Genomic DNA, 15,150 nt, shown 5'->3' on the forward strand with positions numbered 1-15,150 from the left:
GTATTAGTCCGCCCTTTAACTCCCCACTTCGCGCCAAGATTACCTGAGCGCGACAAGCTCGATGCCAACGGAGGACGTCAAGGTGTGAAGGGTTTTCCGAAAAGGACACCGCAGAACGGCAGGATGCTTCTCCGCCTTGCCGTGGACATGGACTACATTCTGACGATCTGGGGCGACGCGGAGAATGCCGCAGGGGGAAAGGGTAAGCCCATGGACCTAGGACCCCAAAGGTATGACCCACCAGAGCTCGAGGATGGGATTGAGTTGAAGAAAGAGCTCAACATCAAGGTCCGCAGCGTAACCTTTACCCCCAATCCCGCTACTGTCTCTAGAGACCGCGAGACGCTCGTTAAGGCGGACTTCAAGAAGAACGATGTCCATGCTGATGAAGGGGACAATTGGGAGTCGAAGCCGCCGATGTTTAAGGTTCGCTCGAACGGCCTGAACCGTGGCTTGGTCTCCCTCCGCGTGCGGTCATCTCCATTCTTCCCGCGCGCAGGTGAGAGTGCAACCATAACAGTGGCGGTGCTCGCAGGTCAGAACAAGGTTGGGGAAGGCGCTTTTCGCGCTGTTCTCCGTAGTGTGAAGATTGACCAGCGGCCACCACACAACAGGCTCCTGGCGTATGGACAGTTCGAGTTCCGTGCGTCGATAATACCACCGCCGCCAGCGGGCCAGACGTTCGACTACGTGTGGCGGCACCCCCAGATGGTGGCAAGGGTGGGTCAGCAAGAGCAGGCAACGCGTGGCGATTTCGTGCCCACTTCGCCGGGCTGCGTGGTGGAGGCTCTTGGTGACCATGCGGTCGTGGTACGCCGAGCTGGTGGCCAGTGCATACTCCGATTCAGGACTGACGTGCCTTCCCCCGTATACGGCGGTGCGGGCTATTGGGACCAGTTCATGGATGTTGAGGCCACGCAAGTCGCTGATGGGGCGCAGCTCGGAGTAGTCGGGTCAGACTACACGGAGTTACACATCACCCGTCCTTATTATGCCATGTGCAAGGCCGCCAACCTTGGTGGTGGTCTTAGCGTAACCAACGAAACCGAGCAAGGCTTCACCGTGAGCGGAAACCTCCCGCGCGACAACAATGGGAACATCTACTGGCATGCCCATATACAGTACACCGTCTATGACCAGACAGGTCGGAACATCAACGAGAGCGCCAGGAGCAACGACACAGCAGTGGCTGGCAGGGAGCTGCTCTGGATCAATACACGATGGAATCAGAACGACCAAGTGGTGCCCAACCAGAACGCACACGTCCGGCGCCAGTGGCACGACTGGGCTCAAGGAGGCGTTAGCCAAGAGCTCTTCACAGACAACCTTGAGTGCGGGATCGCAAGAACAGGTGAACTGAGGGCCATCAATCCTGCGCTCGGCGCGGCCTTCGAGTGGGTCTTCCGCTTCGTGGGCTGCAACAACAATGACATGCTAGGCAGGGTCTATACGGGATCATCAAGTGACGTTAGGGCGGCACCGCACCCCGTTCCTGATGGCCACGTCTGGCAAGCGGCGGTACACTTCAGGACAACCCAGACCGGCAGCCCGAATCACTACTATTTCATCAGAGACCTGACATTGCCCAACGGATTCGAGTTGCAGGCCGCAAGAACAGGCGGCGGATTCACGCCGTTCTCCGGACGCGGAACGTACACGGTGCGTCATCTTCCCAGCAATGAGCGTCCTGGGTATTCAGCGTACTCGGTGCCAGGCGGGCGGTAGCAGCTCGCCGGCCAAGTGCATTTCGAACAAGGATCAAGTGACTGACAATGCATGACCGACCATACCAAGCTTGGCTCTGTGCGCTGATACTAGCGCTCGCGAGAGCCGATCACGTAGCCGGCGGGTCAGAGCCAGAGCTAAGCGGCCTCGCGTGGCTGGACAGGCCAATCGGGCGTTTTTTCGCTACCACGGATGATGAACTCAACGGCTTACCCGGGGTCTTCCAACCTTTCGCGCGACAGGCAGGTGCCAGACTCAGTCTTGAGTGCCGCTCCAAGGGACAGCGATCGTTGACGGTGTGCGTCAAGGACGCAACTCCTCGGAAGGTGCTGCAGGAAATCCAGGTTGGATGGTCTGCGGTTGGTCCACTTCTCACGCTCAGGCACGGGAGCTTTGTGTGCATTGTCGAAAAGGACCTTTACGAAGATCGAAGCTGGCCTCTTAATGCCAAGCGAGTGCCGGGCTTTGAGGTGAAAGGGATGCAATACGACCAAGTGTGCGGCATGGCGATTGACGCTGTGCAGAACGCATGGCGATCGGAAGTGGGAGCCAATGCACGATGGAAATACACCGTGATGGCGCATCCGAGCTTCTATCCTGTTTCGCTTCCCTGGCGTGAACCAGTAACCGCCACGATTCGGGAGGGGAGCGCACGCGACGTGCTGTGCCAGGTGGCAATGCTCCAGCCTAACTGTTTCTGGGGCGCGGAGGCGTTCCTCGACGCTGACGGCAAGAGCACGTCGTGGAGCCTTGAGTTCGGCAGCTGGAGTGACCGATCGGGCAGGACCTGCGACGAACTGGTAGGTATGCTGCTGAGAGGGCCCGCCGCCGGCAACGCGGAACAGTATTGTGTGTCTATGGACATAATGACCATCCTGCGAAGTCGCGGGGTCGAGGGGACCAGGGCACTGATCCATGCCTTTGGGGAGGTATCTGACAATACTGACAGGATACTGCTTCTCGGTTGGATGCGTCAGCAATGTGTTTGGCTGGATAGCGCTGAGGCCCTCCTGACATTTGCTAGAGAGGAGAGAGATAAGCGCAGGGACAGCATGCCTAGAGACAGGAAGGAACGCGGCATGACCGGCACAGTAGATGACTACCTTGATCGGCTGGAAAGCCAAGCGCTGCAAGTGGTGCGCGCGGACAGTGCCGGCCACCCGGCGGGATACAGCGCCGTGGTGATCATCGCCACTGCAGTAGCGACCACTGGTCTAGCCATCGTAGTCAGCATGCTGCGAAGGCGGCGAAGACGCAAGCAGAGAAAGAATGGCGACGCCGGACTCTGACGGAAGATTCGAGTCCTCGTCGGGGAGCCACTTTTCGGGTTCGAAACCGCCCACCCACTGGTTTACAGCATGCCGGGGCCATGAAGCAACGGCGGGGGTGGTACACATCCGCTTGCTGGCCAGGCACTTACGCCGTGGCGTCTCGGAGGCAGACTTCCCCTCGTTGGGGCCGGATGTAGCAGTCCAGGAAGCGCCAGTGCGCGCAGGCGCGCATCGGGCACGGGTGGTCCAGTGTCGACGGAAGTGATGCCAGGGCCGTGCTTCGGCACCGCCGGTCGCTCGGACAGGCGGCGCCCGGGACAGGCGCTGGATACCGGCGCCGCCCGCAAGCCATTGTCTGCCAATGGGATAGAGCGAGAGGCGCCTTGCTGGGGAGTGCCGGGCGCGAACCAGGCGAAGCGGGAGGGTGCAGCGCCGAGAGCTGTAAACCAATGGGGGCGGCAGTTCCGTGGTTTGACGGCGTGAGGGGTGCGCGGCCCGCGGGCCGGGCCCCACCGGCGGCGGGCTGTGTGCGTGTTGGCCAAGGGCCCGCCTATCTGCTCGCGCTGGCAGCCTGGGTCGAACGGGCGCGCGGGGTCGCCCCCTGGGCCGCCGTGGGCCGCCGTTTTCTGTCTCCCTCCCGGCCCCCCTGTTGGCGGAACGAACCCCAAGGCTCGTACCGCTGATGCTGAGGCTGGGAGGGCCGGATCATGCGGTTCTCGGCCGTGTATGAGGCCGAACCTTACTTACGCCATCCGCGCGTGCATTTGCTCGCCAAGTAGTCTCTGGCAGGGGGGGATCAAGTAGTCTCTGGCGCATCTCAAGTAAGGCCCGTGGCCATCCACATGGGGTTCTCTCCGAAGGGCTCCCGGGCGGGCGTGGAAGTTCTGCTTAACTGGAATTTCCATCTCGGCACCCTTTGCCCCGGACGTTGGACACGGAGTGAAGGGTTTCTTAACGGAGATTTCACTCCTCGTGCTCGGCCCCTCGATGCGTTCTCCCCTCGGCCATAGAGGCGCCGTAGCCGAGTTGCCGGGGGTGAGCTGAGGCACAGGCCCGCCCAAACCCGGCAGACCTGCGACGGTCCCACGAGTCCCCTGCGTAACTCCTTGCCGCCCGCAGTCTTGCGGCTACGCCCCGCGAGCGGCGCCCTCGACAGTCCCCCGCCCACCCTCGACACTACCGCGGAAGAAGAACACGCCCGCCACAGACAACACGGCGCCAAGCGAAGCCCCACGCGCAGGTCCGTCGCCATTGGGCCGCCGGCGGTCGCGCCCGCTGCCGGCAAGGGGCACCCGCCCCCCTCTGACGTGCTCCACTTGCGGCGGCTTGGCGGCTTGGGTAGGATCGTGTCCGCACGTGCCTGCGATGGCGCGACGCGAGGCCCGGCCCGGCAGGCCCGTAGGAGGCGGGGGATGAGAGTAGGACGCTGGCGCTGCGCAGCAACCAGCAAGTCCACGGGAGAGCAGTGTAGGCGTCTGGCGGTGCCGGGGCACCGCGTGTGCTACTGGCACGGGGCCGCCTCGACCGGTCCGAAGACCGCCGAGGGCAAGGCGCGGTCGGCTCTAAACGCCCTCGAGCACGGCATTTACGCCGAGCGGCTGCTGGGGGACGAGGAGCGGCTAGCCTATGACGAACTGATGGGGCGCCTTCGGGCGGACTTCGACCTGGGCGACGCCTCGGCCTTGGCCGAAGCAAAGGCGTTGGCCATGGCGCACATCCAGTTCTTGCGCGCGTTAGGGTCAGGGGATGCGGCAGCCGCACAGAGGTTCAGCCGGGCAGCGCTGAGGCACGCCAGGAGACTGAAGGGCGACCAAGACAGGGCCAAGGCGAGACGCGTGCGGCACAGGACGGGGCCGTCGCCCGCCCAATGGGCGACAGCCCTGCTTGAGGAGGTCGGGGTGGCTCGCGCCAGGAGAGGCAAGCGAGGGGCCAATCCCCGGGTCAGGACAGAGGGCCCGCCCAGTCCCGGTTGACGGCCAGGGGTGGCCATGGGCGGTTGGCACGGCGGCTCCTGCCGCAGTCCAGCGGCCGCCGCCAAGCTGCCAGTGGGTGCGCAGCTTGGGCCTGGGGGCGCAGTGGGATCGCGGCCCATGGCCGCGGCCGAGCCGGCCTTCGACGCCCTGGCCGCACAGGCGCCGGGGAACGCGACGTGGGCCGACGTGGGCCGCCCCGTGGCCGCCCTTCCGGGCGCGCCGTGGGCGTGGCGACCGGCCCGTTCTGGGCAGCGTCAGAGGGCCGGCGGATCGTCGCGATGGGGAGCGTGCAACGGCGGGTAACCCCATGGACGGTCCTCGCGTTGACCGTCGGTGGGGGGATCGATCTGGCGCCCGTCTGGGGCGCTGTGGCGAGCGGGCGCGGCAGCGAGGAAGGGTTTCCTTCTACCGGGGTTTCCTCGCCTCCGCTCGCCCGCCCACCAAGCTATGCACGACTTGACACTTCCCTGGGGCGTGGTTAGCATACTGCCATTGCGGGCCTGCGAGCCCGCCGCAGTACTCCTGACCTCGCTCATGCCCGGGGACACGACCACGCTTGGGACCCTGTCGTTCGTCGGTGACGAACTGCTCGTAGAGGTCAACTCGGCGAGGCGGCTCAAGAAGGCTCGTGCCTGGCTCGACAGGATCCCGGGCGTTGAGTTCAGAGGAGTGCGCGTGCGGACGCTCGATCAGGTCCGAGAGGAAGGCATCCCCCCGGATGACCGGCTGGGCCGGAGGGAAGTCCCGGTAACCCCTGAGCTTGTGGCCTACATCAGGGATCTCACGCACCGGCAGTACATGCAGTGGCTGGATGCGCCGCTCCCCATGCTCGGCGGCAAGACCCCGCGCGAGACGTGCCGTACGGCCGAGGGGAAAGGAAGGATCGCCCGCTTGATCCGGACCATCCCCAAACCGACTGGCCCGGGCGGGGCTGACGTGGACATCCCGCGCAAGCAGATGTTCGATGCGCTTGGGCTGACGGAAGGGGAGTGATGCAGACACAGGATGAGGACCCATGATGCCTCCAGAGAGCAACGTGCTGCCGCCGGTCGCCACGCCCACCATCGCGCAGGTTCTCGGGGAGTTCCTGGCCGAGCAGGCGCAGCGGCTGGAGCCAGCGACCTTCTCGCGATGCCGCAGCATCATCGGCGTGCTGATGGTCCACCTCAACAACTACGGGGAAGGCCTGTCGAAGGCAGAGAGGGCGCTCTTCGAGACGCGCCGCAAGGCAGAGGGCGACGAGCGCCGCGAGTTCTGCCAGACCTTCGGGCCGGTCCACATCATGGGCAACCTTGCCTCCTTCCTATGCCGCTTCATGATCCGCAAGGCCATCATGGCGTGTCCAGGCTCGGAGCGGGCAGCACGGACGGTGGCGAGGAAGCTCTCGAAGTGGCTGGCCGTGAAGGGCTACATCAGCAAAGACGACGCGGCGCAAGGCATCGAAGAGATCGGCAGGGATGCGCCCCCTCTCCCCGCGGCGGAGCGCGTGGCATCGAGTCTCGCCAAGGCTGGCGGCGTGTTCTTCGACCCCCGCGACGTCCCCGGCGAGGATTACGTCGAGTTCGACCACTACACCATCACCAGGATCGAGCCTGGGAGACTCTGGCTGGCGGGCCTCAGCCGCAGTGAGAGCGCGGTCGGCCCCGTCACCGTGCCCAGGAGGGCAACAGCCCTCCTCCAGGTCGGTTGGCAGATTGGATGTGCCCTGGCTCGGCTGCGCGGCACGTGGCGCCCGGTAGAGGTCGGCAACGTGCGCCCACCCGAGAGCAGCGCGGCAGCGCGGGCGGAACATGGTGACGGAGTGCCCCGGTCTCGCGCGCCATATGGTCCGCACAGGCGGACGGGAGGAGACGGCGGGATGGAGCCCAACACTTGCCCGATGCGTGCCAGGTACAAGGGCACGATGATAGCCATCACCGACGGAGCGGCCTGGCTGCTCAAGCGGACGCTGCTCGACGAAGCCGCCCGTCACTTCGAGACCTGCGACCGGTGCTGGGCGGAACTTGATGCCATGATGTGCGATGCCATCGAGGGATTGAAGCCCCCGCTTGAGGGTCTGGCGGCTCAGATGGCGGAGTTCCTCAGGAGGCGCGTGATGATCCACTCCCTGTCGTGCCTGGTGCGGGGCCGGCCCTCGCCCGGCCTGTCGCTGAACTAGCGAGGGGTCGCGGCGTTAGCCAGACCCAGGGGACCTGAACCGTTCCTGTCGGTCGCGCTGACGGAGGGTGAACTGGCGGCGAGACGCTCGGCGGAGGCGCCGTCCGCCCTCTTGCCTCGAGGGATGGACTGGCAGACATCTGGGCAAGGGTGTTAACCGCACGCCGCAAATGGGTATCATCAGGGCTGTGTGCGGCGCAGCCGAACGGTGTAAGGGGCAGGCGGAGGCGATGGAGGGACCTCGCGTGAAAGGGGGATGCATGCCAAGGGTGAGTCTTGCCAAGGTGTCCACGGCTGCCTTGAAGGAGGAACTGCGCCGGCGGGTGGAGGCGCTGCCGAGGCTGATCGCTCAGCGCGATGAGCTGAACCGTCAGATCGCAGAAATCGAGGCGTCAGCCCCCGCCGCCCTGGCACCCAAGGCGCCAACGCGGCCGGCTCCGCCCAGGCGGGTCGCGGGTGCGAAGCCGGCCCGTGGCACTCTCGGCCTGACCGCGATGCTCGCCGAGTTCATCAAGGCGAAAGGCACGATGTCCGTCGCGGATGCCGCCCAAGCAGTGCTGGCCGCGGGCTATGAGAACAGGTCGAAGCACTTCCAGACGCTCGTCAGGAACAGCCTGGCGAAGAGCAAGCGATTCGTCCGGGTGGGCAGGGGGCTGTACAAGGTCCGGGGGTAGGCCCGCATCGCTGCGACCCCTGGCCTCGCGGCAGTCGTCTTAGCCCGAGGGTTGGTGTGGGCTGCGTTGCCGCGGCCTGGGATGAGGCGGAATCCAGGGGAGCGACCTTTGTGAAGGGGCAGAGCGCATGCCAAAGCTGAGTCTCGCCAAGGTGTCAACGGCTGCCTTGCAGCAGGAATTGCGCCGGCGGTTGGAGGCGCTGCCGAAGCTGATCGCCGAGCGCGACGAGCTGAACCGTCAGATCGTCGAACTCGAGGCGTCGGCCGCAACGGCCGAACCTCCCAAGCCGGCGAAAGCCCCTGGCCCGGCCAGAAGGGCGCGGAAGGCGAAGCACACACGGCGCCGCACGACTCTGGCTGCCTCGCTCGCCGAGGTCATGGCGGGCAAGGGAGCCATGTCCATTGACCAGGCCACAGAGGCGCTCCTGGCCTCCGGGTACAAGAGCGCGTCGAAGAACCCTCGACACCGCGTCAAGGTCACGCTCTGGGAAGACGAGCGGTTCGAGCGCGTCGGCAAGGGCCAGTACGCTGTGAAGGCGTGAGACCCCTCGGCGTCTGCCGCGAATCCCGTGGGGAGCCATCGGAGGGAGTGCGTGCGAAACAAGGCGGCGGCGAACCGCGAGGAGCTGAAGGTATTCATCGCCGCGCGCGAGTCCCAGTGTGACGAGTGCGGCGAGAACCTGGGCCACCATGCGTGGGTCGCCCTTGTCGGGGAACGGGGCGCCCTGTGCCTGTCGTGCGCCGGTCTGGACCACCTGGCGTTCCTGCCGTCCGGCGACGCGGCCGTGACCCGCCGTGCCCGTAAGCACTCGACTCTGAGTGCCGTAGTGCTCAAGTGGAGCCGTGCGCGGAAGCGCTACGAGCGGCAGGGTCTGCTCGTGGAAGAGGCGGCCCTGGAGAAGGCCGAGGAGGAATGCCTGGCCGACGCGGAGGCGAGGGCGCGCCGCCGCGAGCGCGAGGCCGAGCGCCGCGGGGAACTCGACCGGCAGCACGTGGAGCAGTTCGCCCGACGCGTGCGTGACGTGTTTCCGGGCTGCCCGCGTTGAGCCGACGATGCCATCGCGGAGCACGCTTGCCTGAAGTACAGCGGCCGGGTTGGCCGCTCCGCCGCGGCCAAGGCTCTCGACGAGGAGGCCGTCCGACTCGCCGTGGCGGCCCATGTCCGGCACACAAAGACCAGCTACGATCAGCTCCTCGCGAGGGGGTGGGACAGGCATGACGCGCGCGGCGAGGTCGCAGACCAGGTCCGTTCCGTGCTCTCCGCATGGGAGGGGCCGCCGGCCTGAGGGACGTTGCGGGATAAGCACCCCACGTCTCCTCCCAGGGCTTGTGCTGCGGCCGTGGCATCCGCCATCGGCCTCTCGCGGCGGGCGGAACGAGCAGGCGCCGGCGGCCCCATGAGCGCGGCCCCCGTTGGCCGTCGAGCAGGGGGGCGAACTGGCGCCCGTTCGCGGCCCACGGAGCCACATGGGCTGCCCCGTAGCCAACGGGGGCGACGGGCGGGAGGAACGTCCTACCGGAATTCCCAGCCTGATTCCCTGCCCCTCGCCTGGCCGCCGGGGCGGTTGGGGGCGCCTCGGGACAGGGCCTTCTCCCCGCGGTGTGCTCTGGCGTATTGCACGCCGATGGACGGCAGTCTATACTGGCGGCCGGGGAGCCAGGACGGGACTCGTGGCGGTGGCGCCGCGAATGCGAGAGGCCGTGCCGATGGAGCCCGGGCAGGTGCTTCGACTATCCTTCGACCGCGGGACGCTCCGACTGGACGGTGCGCGTGAGGGAGGGGCCGCACTGGTTCGGGCGGCGGGGCTGTGGGTCTGGGACGCGCGGATCGGGGCATTCCGGTGCGACGCGATTTACTACGTGCGCGTGCGGGCAGAGCTGTCGGAGCAGTTCCCCGGGCGGTTTGTGGATGAGGTGCCTGTGCCGCCGCGGGTAGTGTGGGGCGTCGTGAGTCTCCCACCTCTGCGTCGGGAGCAGCAGGAGGCGCTCGACGCCTGGCGGGCGGCCGGTGGCCGCGGGCAGGTCGTCATGCCGACCGGCACGGGGAAGACCGAGGTCGCCCTGGCGGCCATGCGGGACACGAGCGTGGCCACGCTCATCGTGGCGCCGGTGCGCGACCTGATGTACCAGTGGCATCGCCGCATCCTCCGCGGCCTTGGGTGTGATGCGGGCATCCTGGGCGACAGCCGGCACAACGTCCGCAACGTGACGGTCACCACCTACGACAGCGCCTACGCCCACATGGGCGAGCTGGGCGCGCGGTTTGGGCTCGTGGTCTTCGACGAGGAGCACCATCTGCCCGGCCCGTGCCGCCGCGAGGCGGCGCTCTTCTGCGCCGCGCCGATGCGGCTGGGCCTGACGGCGACGCCGGAGCGATCGGACGGCCTCGATGCCGACCTGGCGTGGCTCGTCGGCCCCGTCGTCTACCGGCAGGAGATCCCGCACGCCAAGGGGAGGACCCTGGCGGACTACGACGTGGTGCGCATCCCCGTAGCCCTGACCGACGAGGAACAGGCGCGCTACGAGGACTATGGTCGCCTCGTCAGGTCCTTCATCGCCGAACGGCGGAAGGAGAAGCCCGGCTACGGTTGGCGGGACCTCTGCGCGGAATCGGGCAAGGACCCCGAGGCCCGTCGGGCGCAGAGGGCCTACTACGCGAAGAAGTCCGTCGAGGACCGAGCGCAGGAGAAGCTGCGGGTGCTGGAGGACCTCTTCCGGCTGCATGCGGGCGAGCGGGTGATCGTGTTCGCCGGGTCGAACGCGATGGCGCTGGACGTCTCGCGGCGGTTCCTGGTGCCGACGCTGCTCTCGCATTCGCGGAAGCGCGAGCGGCTAGTCGTGCTTGAGGGCTTCGCGGGCGGCCGGTTCCCGGTGCTCGTGGCGAACCAGGTGCTCGACGAAGGGGTGGACGTGCCGGAGGCCAAGGTGGCCGTCGTGATCGGGGGCCAGGCCTCCACGCGGCAGGCCAAGCAGCGCCTCGGCCGCATCCTGCGCCGCACGGGGGCGGCCCGGGCCACGCTCTACGAGGTCGTCTGCCAGGACACGAACGAGGAGGACCGCTCGCGCCGGCGGCGGAGAAGCGATGCTTACGAGCGAACAAGCCATCGTCGCGTATGAGGGAAGCCGCGCGGTCCCCGATCGGCTGACCCGCCGCACCCACGCGCAGTACGAGGGCTACGCGCGGCAGATGCTGCTCGCCTACCGGCAGGGCGCAGGGAAGACCCGCAGGGAGCTCCATCGCTCGGTGGAAGGCATCCTGGCGAACGAGCCGGACTGCGAGACGCGACGGGTGCAGGCCTTCTGCAAGCTCCTCGATGACGCAAGCCAGTTCGACAGCGACCCGACGGGGAGGGCCGCGAAGCTCCGCCTTCAGGTCTTCGAATTCGCAGCCAAGCTCCACCCGCTCGTCGAACGGCGCGACCAGCTCTTCGAGAACACCGAGGCGGAGGCCAAGGCCCGTATCGCCGAGCAGTTGGGCCGGCCCTGGGACGAGATCGAGGGGAGCCTCCACGCGGACGTGCTGGACTTCCAGTGCCTGCGGGCCTTCGAGCCGGGCTATGCGGACGCGGCGGCCCTCCTCGCCCGCTACAACGTGGCACAGGTCCAGGCCTGCCTCTATCGTGCGGAGCAAGTCATCATCACCGCAGGGGCCGACTTCAAGACGCTCCTGCGCTACGCCAAGCTCGCCCAGCTTCTCCACGACCTTCGGCGCCTCGGCCCATCACGCTATCGCATCGAGCTTTCCGGCCCTGCCTCCGTGCTCCGCGAGACCCGGCGGTACGGCGTGAACTTCGCGCGGTTCCTCCCCGCGCTCCTCGCGTGCCGCGAGTGGGCCTTGGAGGCGAGTGTGCGGACGCCGTGGGGCCGTCCCGCGCATCTCGCGCTCACGAGCCGCGACGGACTGCACGGTCACCTTCCGTCGCCGGAGGAGTTCGACTCGACCCTGGAGAAGAGCTTCGCCGCGAAGTTCGGCGAGGAACGGGACGGCTGGCGGCTCCATCGCGAGGCAGAGGTCCTCTTCGAGGGCCAGACGGCGTTCGTGCCCGACTTCGCCTTCCGGCACGAGGACGGCACGACGGTACTCTTCGAGATCGTGGGCTACTGGACGCCCGAGTACCTGGCGAAGAAGCGCGAGACCCTGCGCCTCTTCCGCGACCACCGCATCCTCTTGGCCGTGGCCGAGCGATGTCTGCGGCCCGGAGCCTCTGTCCCGGAGGACGTGATCGTGTACAAGGCAGCCATCCGGCTCGCACCCGTCCTGGCCGCCCTCGAACGGATACGGTCGGCGTGCGGCGCAGCTCCGCCCCCCGGACGCCGTTCCCGTTGACCGACGACCCAGGGATCGATCGGGCGCACGTTCGCGGCCCAGGGAGCCACAGGGGCGGCCCCGTGGCCGACGGGGAGGCGGTCTGGAACGCGCTGCCGAGCCGGTTTTCCGCCCGTCTGCCCGGCCCCTCGCCAAGCTGCCGCTGTTGGGGAGTGTTCTTCTTCGGCGGTAGTGTCGAGGGTGTGTGCGAGGGTGTCGAGTGGGCCGCTCCCGGGGGCGGGACCGCAGGGTCGCGGGGGGCAAGGCGTTACGCAGCGGGCTTCGTGGGGCCCGTGGCAGATCCCTTGGGTTTGGGCGGATGTGTGTCTTCTGTTCCTCCTGGGCAGCTCGGCTGTGGTCCCTCTCTGGCCGAAGAGGCACCGCCCCAGGCAAGAGGGCCGAGGGCGGTGCGGCGAGAGGAGGGCTCAGTGGGGTTCAGCTCGCGGGCGGCGTCTCCTGCGGGGTGGTCTCCTGCGGCTGCGCGGGCTGTCGGCGGCGGCGCTTGGGCAGCGCGTCCTGAGGGAAGGCGAGGGTCTGGACGTGGCCCTGGGCCTGCGCCCACTCGAGGAGCATGCGCAGGACGCGGACGATCTGGTCGATGGTCGGCTTCGCCCGCTCACGCCCGTTGGGCTTCTTGAGCAGGGCGTCGCTCTTCAGGAACCGGCCGACGTCGGCGGGGCGGAGCGCCTTGAGGGCCTTGGCCTCGCCGAAGAAGCCGGCGATGACCTCGAGCGCCCTTCCGTAGGTCTTGACCGTGTGCTCGTTCTTGCCCGCCGCCCGCAGGCGCTCCAGGTACTGCGGCGCGGCGTCCTTCAGGGTCAACTGGCTGGGCATGGCGAACTCCTTTCGATTCGTTGTGCCCTGGCCTTGGGTGTGGCGGGCCGCCCCGTCGGCGGCCGCTGAACCACGCCTGTCGTGAACATAGGGGCATGGGGGCGACGAGAAGTCAAGGCGAATGTGACCGGGTGACAGGGATTCCTCATGGCGCTTGAGCGAGCATGGCAGCGGGAGAGAGGAAGAACACGTCCTGCTGGGTGAAGTCGGGAAGGTCGCGGGCGTCGAAGGTCGAGAGGGTGAACGGGTCGAGGTCGAGCATCCGATGCGGCTGGCGCTCGAGGACGGACCGGAGCATCCAGGCTTCGCTGGAGTAGAAGACGGCCCGCAGCTTGGGCGCGTAGGCGGCGTCGAGAGGCATGTCGCCCTTGAGGAGCCGCAGCCTCCCCGGCTCGTCCCGACGGACCCAGGCGGCCGAGGTCGAGCCCGCGCAGAGCGCGAGCATGGACTTGATGTCCTCGTCGTTCTCCGCCCGGTCCACCATGCGGAAGAGGACCTCGGAGTCCACCTCCGCGGCGCGGGGCAGGCGGAGCTTGCGGAAGAGTTCGTCGGCGTTGAGGATGGTCCCGTTGTGCGTGCCCATGCAGAGCGAGGTCAGTACGGGATGATTGTTCGAGTTCCGCTTCTCACTGCCCTGGGTCCTGAAGCGCGTGTGCCCGAGGATCACGGTCACCGCGTTGTCGGGCCGAAGCGTGTGCCAGTAGTTCTCGGCCTGGATCAGGCCGTTCGCAGCGACCGGGCGCTTGAATACGGCGACGGACCCGTCTTTGCGAAGGACGGCGACGCCCGTGGCATGGTGCCCTCGCTTCTGGTTCAGCAGGAGCAGGCCGGTGAACAGCATCCGGATGGTGACCAGCTCGTCGCGTTTCCGGCGCTTGCGCCCGAGGATGACGCCCGTGAGTCCGCACATGCTACTTCTTCTCCTCTCTGGCGGCGAAGCCATGGAAGAGTCCGCGCGCGAATTCCGGACGGTGAGTCCTGACCCAGCGCGCTGCTTCCTCGAAGCCGAACTCCTCCGCAAGCTGGGCGACGACGGGCCGGTCGAGCATGTTCGTCAAGCCGGAGCGCCGGACGGCCTCGAGACCGTCGAGCACGGCTTTCGGCACCTTCACCTTCGCCATCTCAATCCTCCTTCTTCTGGTCGAGTCCCAGGTGACCGTCCAGCTCCGCGAGTTCGTCTGGCGTGAGACGCAGCTTGGGGCGCAGGAACTTCCACGCGCCGGGCAAGTCGCCGGCGTTGAGCAGCCGCGCCGTCTCGCGGACCATGTGCTCCACCTGGTCGAGGTCGGCCCCAGAGAGCCGTTGGAGCTTGGCCAGGCCGAGGCGGTCCAGCTCGCGGACGAACGACTCGCACCGGTCGTCGAGTTTCTCGCCGGCCACGGCCAGATCGATGCCCTCGACCTCCTTGACCCGTTCCTGGACGACGGCGACGTAGTGGAGCACGTCCTTGACGTCGCTGAACATCGAGGCGCCCTTCATGGCTCGGACGAGGTCGAGGGGCGTCTCGCCCTCGAAGGCCTCGCCGTCTCGCATCAGCAGCTTCAGCATCCTATGGACCTCCTTGCGGTTCACTCGCCCTTGATGACCTCGACGCGGGGCCGGCCGAACGGGGCGGTGCCCGTGTCCCTGCCGGCCTCGAACAGCATGATCAGGCGGCGCGCTTCCTCCGCGCTGGCGGCATACACGCGCCAAGCCTTCCGAAGCTCCCAGTAGGCCTGCGGGTTGGCCGCCACGTGGTTCGTGAGATGTCGGGGCCGCCGCTCGCGGCCCCAGACGCCCAGGCAGATGCTCTTCATTCCTGGCTGTCTCCTTCGCTCGTCGGTTGGGGGTGTTCTTCTCCGGGCCTCTCGGGCGCGGGCGCCTGCGGCGCCGGCGTGGTAGCTTCAGGGGCTGTCGCGAGGGGCGGCGGGGTCGGCCGGCCGTTCTTCCAGGCCGCGCTGCCGGCAAGGTTGGCCATCAGGTGTTTCCTGCACGTCTTGAACTCGTCGCCGATCAGCCCGATGTGCAAGGCGAAGACACGGAAGTCGTACTTGTCGCTGTGGCCGTTGGCCTTCCGCTGCCGGCTCGAGGCCGCGCGCGCGTTGAGGGCCTTGGCGGCCAGGGCCAGGCAGAACTGGACGTAGGCCTTCACCTTGCCGGCGTGGAGCGTCCCGTCAAAGGCGCGGTTATGCGAAGCTTCGCATAACCGCGCTTATGCGCAGTTGCGAATTA

At 67.2% G+C, this 15,150-nt stretch carries 15 protein-coding genes and 1 pseudogene; 10 read left to right on the top strand and 6 right to left on the bottom strand.

The features are described from left to right. The 10 genes from PLE19_22395 to PLE19_22440 all read left to right on the top strand — a co-directional run. A partial coding sequence (locus tag PLE19_22395; protein HPD17698.1) for a hypothetical protein occupies nt 1-1,725 on the top strand: 1,725 nt, incomplete at its 5' end. A gap of 395 nt (nt 1,726-2,120) precedes the next feature. Next, nucleotides 2,121-3,014: a hypothetical protein gene (locus PLE19_22400; GenBank protein HPD17699.1), complete on the top strand. Its 894-nt coding sequence runs from the start codon at nt 2,121-2,123 to the stop codon at nt 3,012-3,014. A 2,489-nt stretch (nt 3,015-5,503) separates the two neighbouring features. Then, nucleotides 5,504-5,962: a DUF2384 domain-containing protein gene (locus PLE19_22405; protein HPD17700.1), complete on the top strand. Its 459-nt coding sequence runs from the start codon at nt 5,504-5,506 to the stop codon at nt 5,960-5,962. Between the two features lie 22 nt (nt 5,963-5,984). Further along, the gene (locus tag PLE19_22410; protein ID HPD17701.1) at nt 5,985-7,127 is read left to right on the top strand and encodes a hypothetical protein; all 1,143 of its coding nucleotides are present in this window, start codon (nt 5,985-5,987) and stop codon (nt 7,125-7,127) included. A gap of 259 nt (nt 7,128-7,386) precedes the next feature. Next, nucleotides 7,387-7,800, top strand: coding sequence for a hypothetical protein (locus PLE19_22415; GenBank protein HPD17702.1), 414 nt, complete (start codon nt 7,387-7,389; stop codon nt 7,798-7,800). Between the two features lie 127 nt (nt 7,801-7,927). Continuing rightward, entirely contained in the window at nt 7,928-8,341 is a 414-nt protein-coding gene (locus PLE19_22420; protein HPD17703.1) for a hypothetical protein, read from the top strand. 51 nt (nt 8,342-8,392) lie between these two features. Then, a complete protein-coding gene (locus PLE19_22425; protein HPD17704.1) occupies nt 8,393-8,845 on the top strand; it encodes a hypothetical protein in 453 nt (150 codons plus the stop codon). 12 nt (nt 8,846-8,857) lie between these two features. Continuing rightward, a complete protein-coding gene (locus PLE19_22430; protein ID HPD17705.1) occupies nt 8,858-9,085 on the top strand; it encodes a DUF2293 domain-containing protein in 228 nt (75 codons plus the stop codon). 436 nt (nt 9,086-9,521) lie between these two features. After that, complete coding sequence (locus tag PLE19_22435; protein ID HPD17706.1) at nt 9,522-10,916, top strand: DEAD/DEAH box helicase family protein; 1,395 nt, start codon at nt 9,522-9,524, stop codon at nt 10,914-10,916. Then, complete coding sequence (locus tag PLE19_22440; GenBank protein HPD17707.1) at nt 10,882-12,126, top strand: DUF790 family protein; 1,245 nt, start codon at nt 10,882-10,884, stop codon at nt 12,124-12,126. The genes PLE19_22435 and PLE19_22440 overlap by 35 nt, the downstream gene beginning before the upstream one ends. 414 nt (nt 12,127-12,540) lie before the next feature. Here the strand turns inward: PLE19_22440 and PLE19_22445 are convergent, their stop codons facing one another. The 6 genes and pseudogenes from PLE19_22445 to PLE19_22470 all read right to left on the bottom strand — a co-directional run bounded on the left by PLE19_22445 (nt 12,541) and on the right by PLE19_22470 (nt 15,103). Further along, nucleotides 12,541-12,939, bottom strand: a complete 399-nt coding sequence (locus PLE19_22445; GenBank protein HPD17708.1) for a hypothetical protein — start codon at nt 12,937-12,939, stop codon at nt 12,541-12,543. Nucleotides 12,940-13,084: 145 nt separating this feature from the next. Beyond that, a complete protein-coding gene (locus tag PLE19_22450) occupies nt 13,085-13,849 on the bottom strand; it encodes a glucosamine 6-phosphate synthetase (GenBank protein HPD17709.1) in 765 nt (254 codons plus the stop codon). Nucleotide 13,850: 1 nt separating this feature from the next. Beyond that, nucleotides 13,851-14,060: a DUF5049 domain-containing protein gene (locus PLE19_22455; GenBank protein ID HPD17710.1), complete on the bottom strand. Its 210-nt coding sequence runs from the start codon at nt 14,058-14,060 to the stop codon at nt 13,851-13,853. Between the two features lies 1 nt (nt 14,061). Beyond that, the gene (locus PLE19_22460) at nt 14,062-14,487 is read right to left on the bottom strand and encodes a hypothetical protein (protein HPD17711.1); all 426 of its coding nucleotides are present in this window, start codon (nt 14,485-14,487) and stop codon (nt 14,062-14,064) included. A gap of 20 nt (nt 14,488-14,507) precedes the next feature. Next, nucleotides 14,508-14,735: a hypothetical protein gene (locus PLE19_22465; protein ID HPD17712.1), complete on the bottom strand. Its 228-nt coding sequence runs from the start codon at nt 14,733-14,735 to the stop codon at nt 14,508-14,510. Beyond that, nucleotides 14,732-15,103: pseudogene (locus PLE19_22470) on the bottom strand (hypothetical protein). The gene PLE19_22465 and the pseudogene PLE19_22470 overlap by 4 nt, the downstream one beginning before the upstream one ends. Nucleotides 15,104-15,150 lie beyond the last annotated feature (47 nt).

The organism is Planctomycetota bacterium, from assembly GCA_035384565.1.
Classification (GTDB): domain Bacteria; phylum Planctomycetota; class PUPC01; order DSUN01; family DSUN01; genus DAOOIT01.

What these genes read in the sequence shown, in the direction of transcription:
- PLE19_22420 (HPD17703.1), top strand. Translation starts at nt 7,928, where the DNA reads ATGCCAAAGCTGAGTCTCGCCAAGGTGTCAACGGCTGCCTTGCAGCAG.
- PLE19_22465 (HPD17712.1), bottom strand. Translation starts at nt 14,735, where the DNA reads ATGAAGAGCATCTGCCTGGGCGTCTGGGGCCGCGAGCGGCGGCCCCGA.
- PLE19_22460 (HPD17711.1), bottom strand. Translation starts at nt 14,487, where the DNA reads ATGCTGAAGCTGCTGATGCGAGACGGCGAGGCCTTCGAGGGCGAGACG.
- PLE19_22455 (HPD17710.1), bottom strand. Translation starts at nt 14,060, where the DNA reads ATGGCGAAGGTGAAGGTGCCGAAAGCCGTGCTCGACGGTCTCGAGGCC.
- PLE19_22410 (HPD17701.1), top strand. Translation starts at nt 5,985, where the DNA reads ATGATGCCTCCAGAGAGCAACGTGCTGCCGCCGGTCGCCACGCCCACC.
- PLE19_22450 (HPD17709.1), bottom strand. Translation starts at nt 13,849, where the DNA reads ATGTGCGGACTCACGGGCGTCATCCTCGGGCGCAAGCGCCGGAAACGC.
- PLE19_22415 (HPD17702.1), top strand. Translation starts at nt 7,387, where the DNA reads ATGCCAAGGGTGAGTCTTGCCAAGGTGTCCACGGCTGCCTTGAAGGAG.
- PLE19_22440 (HPD17707.1), top strand. Translation starts at nt 10,882, where the DNA reads ATGCTTACGAGCGAACAAGCCATCGTCGCGTATGAGGGAAGCCGCGCG.
- PLE19_22405 (HPD17700.1), top strand. Translation starts at nt 5,504, where the DNA reads ATGCCCGGGGACACGACCACGCTTGGGACCCTGTCGTTCGTCGGTGAC.
- PLE19_22445 (HPD17708.1), bottom strand. Translation starts at nt 12,939, where the DNA reads ATGCCCAGCCAGTTGACCCTGAAGGACGCCGCGCCGCAGTACCTGGAG.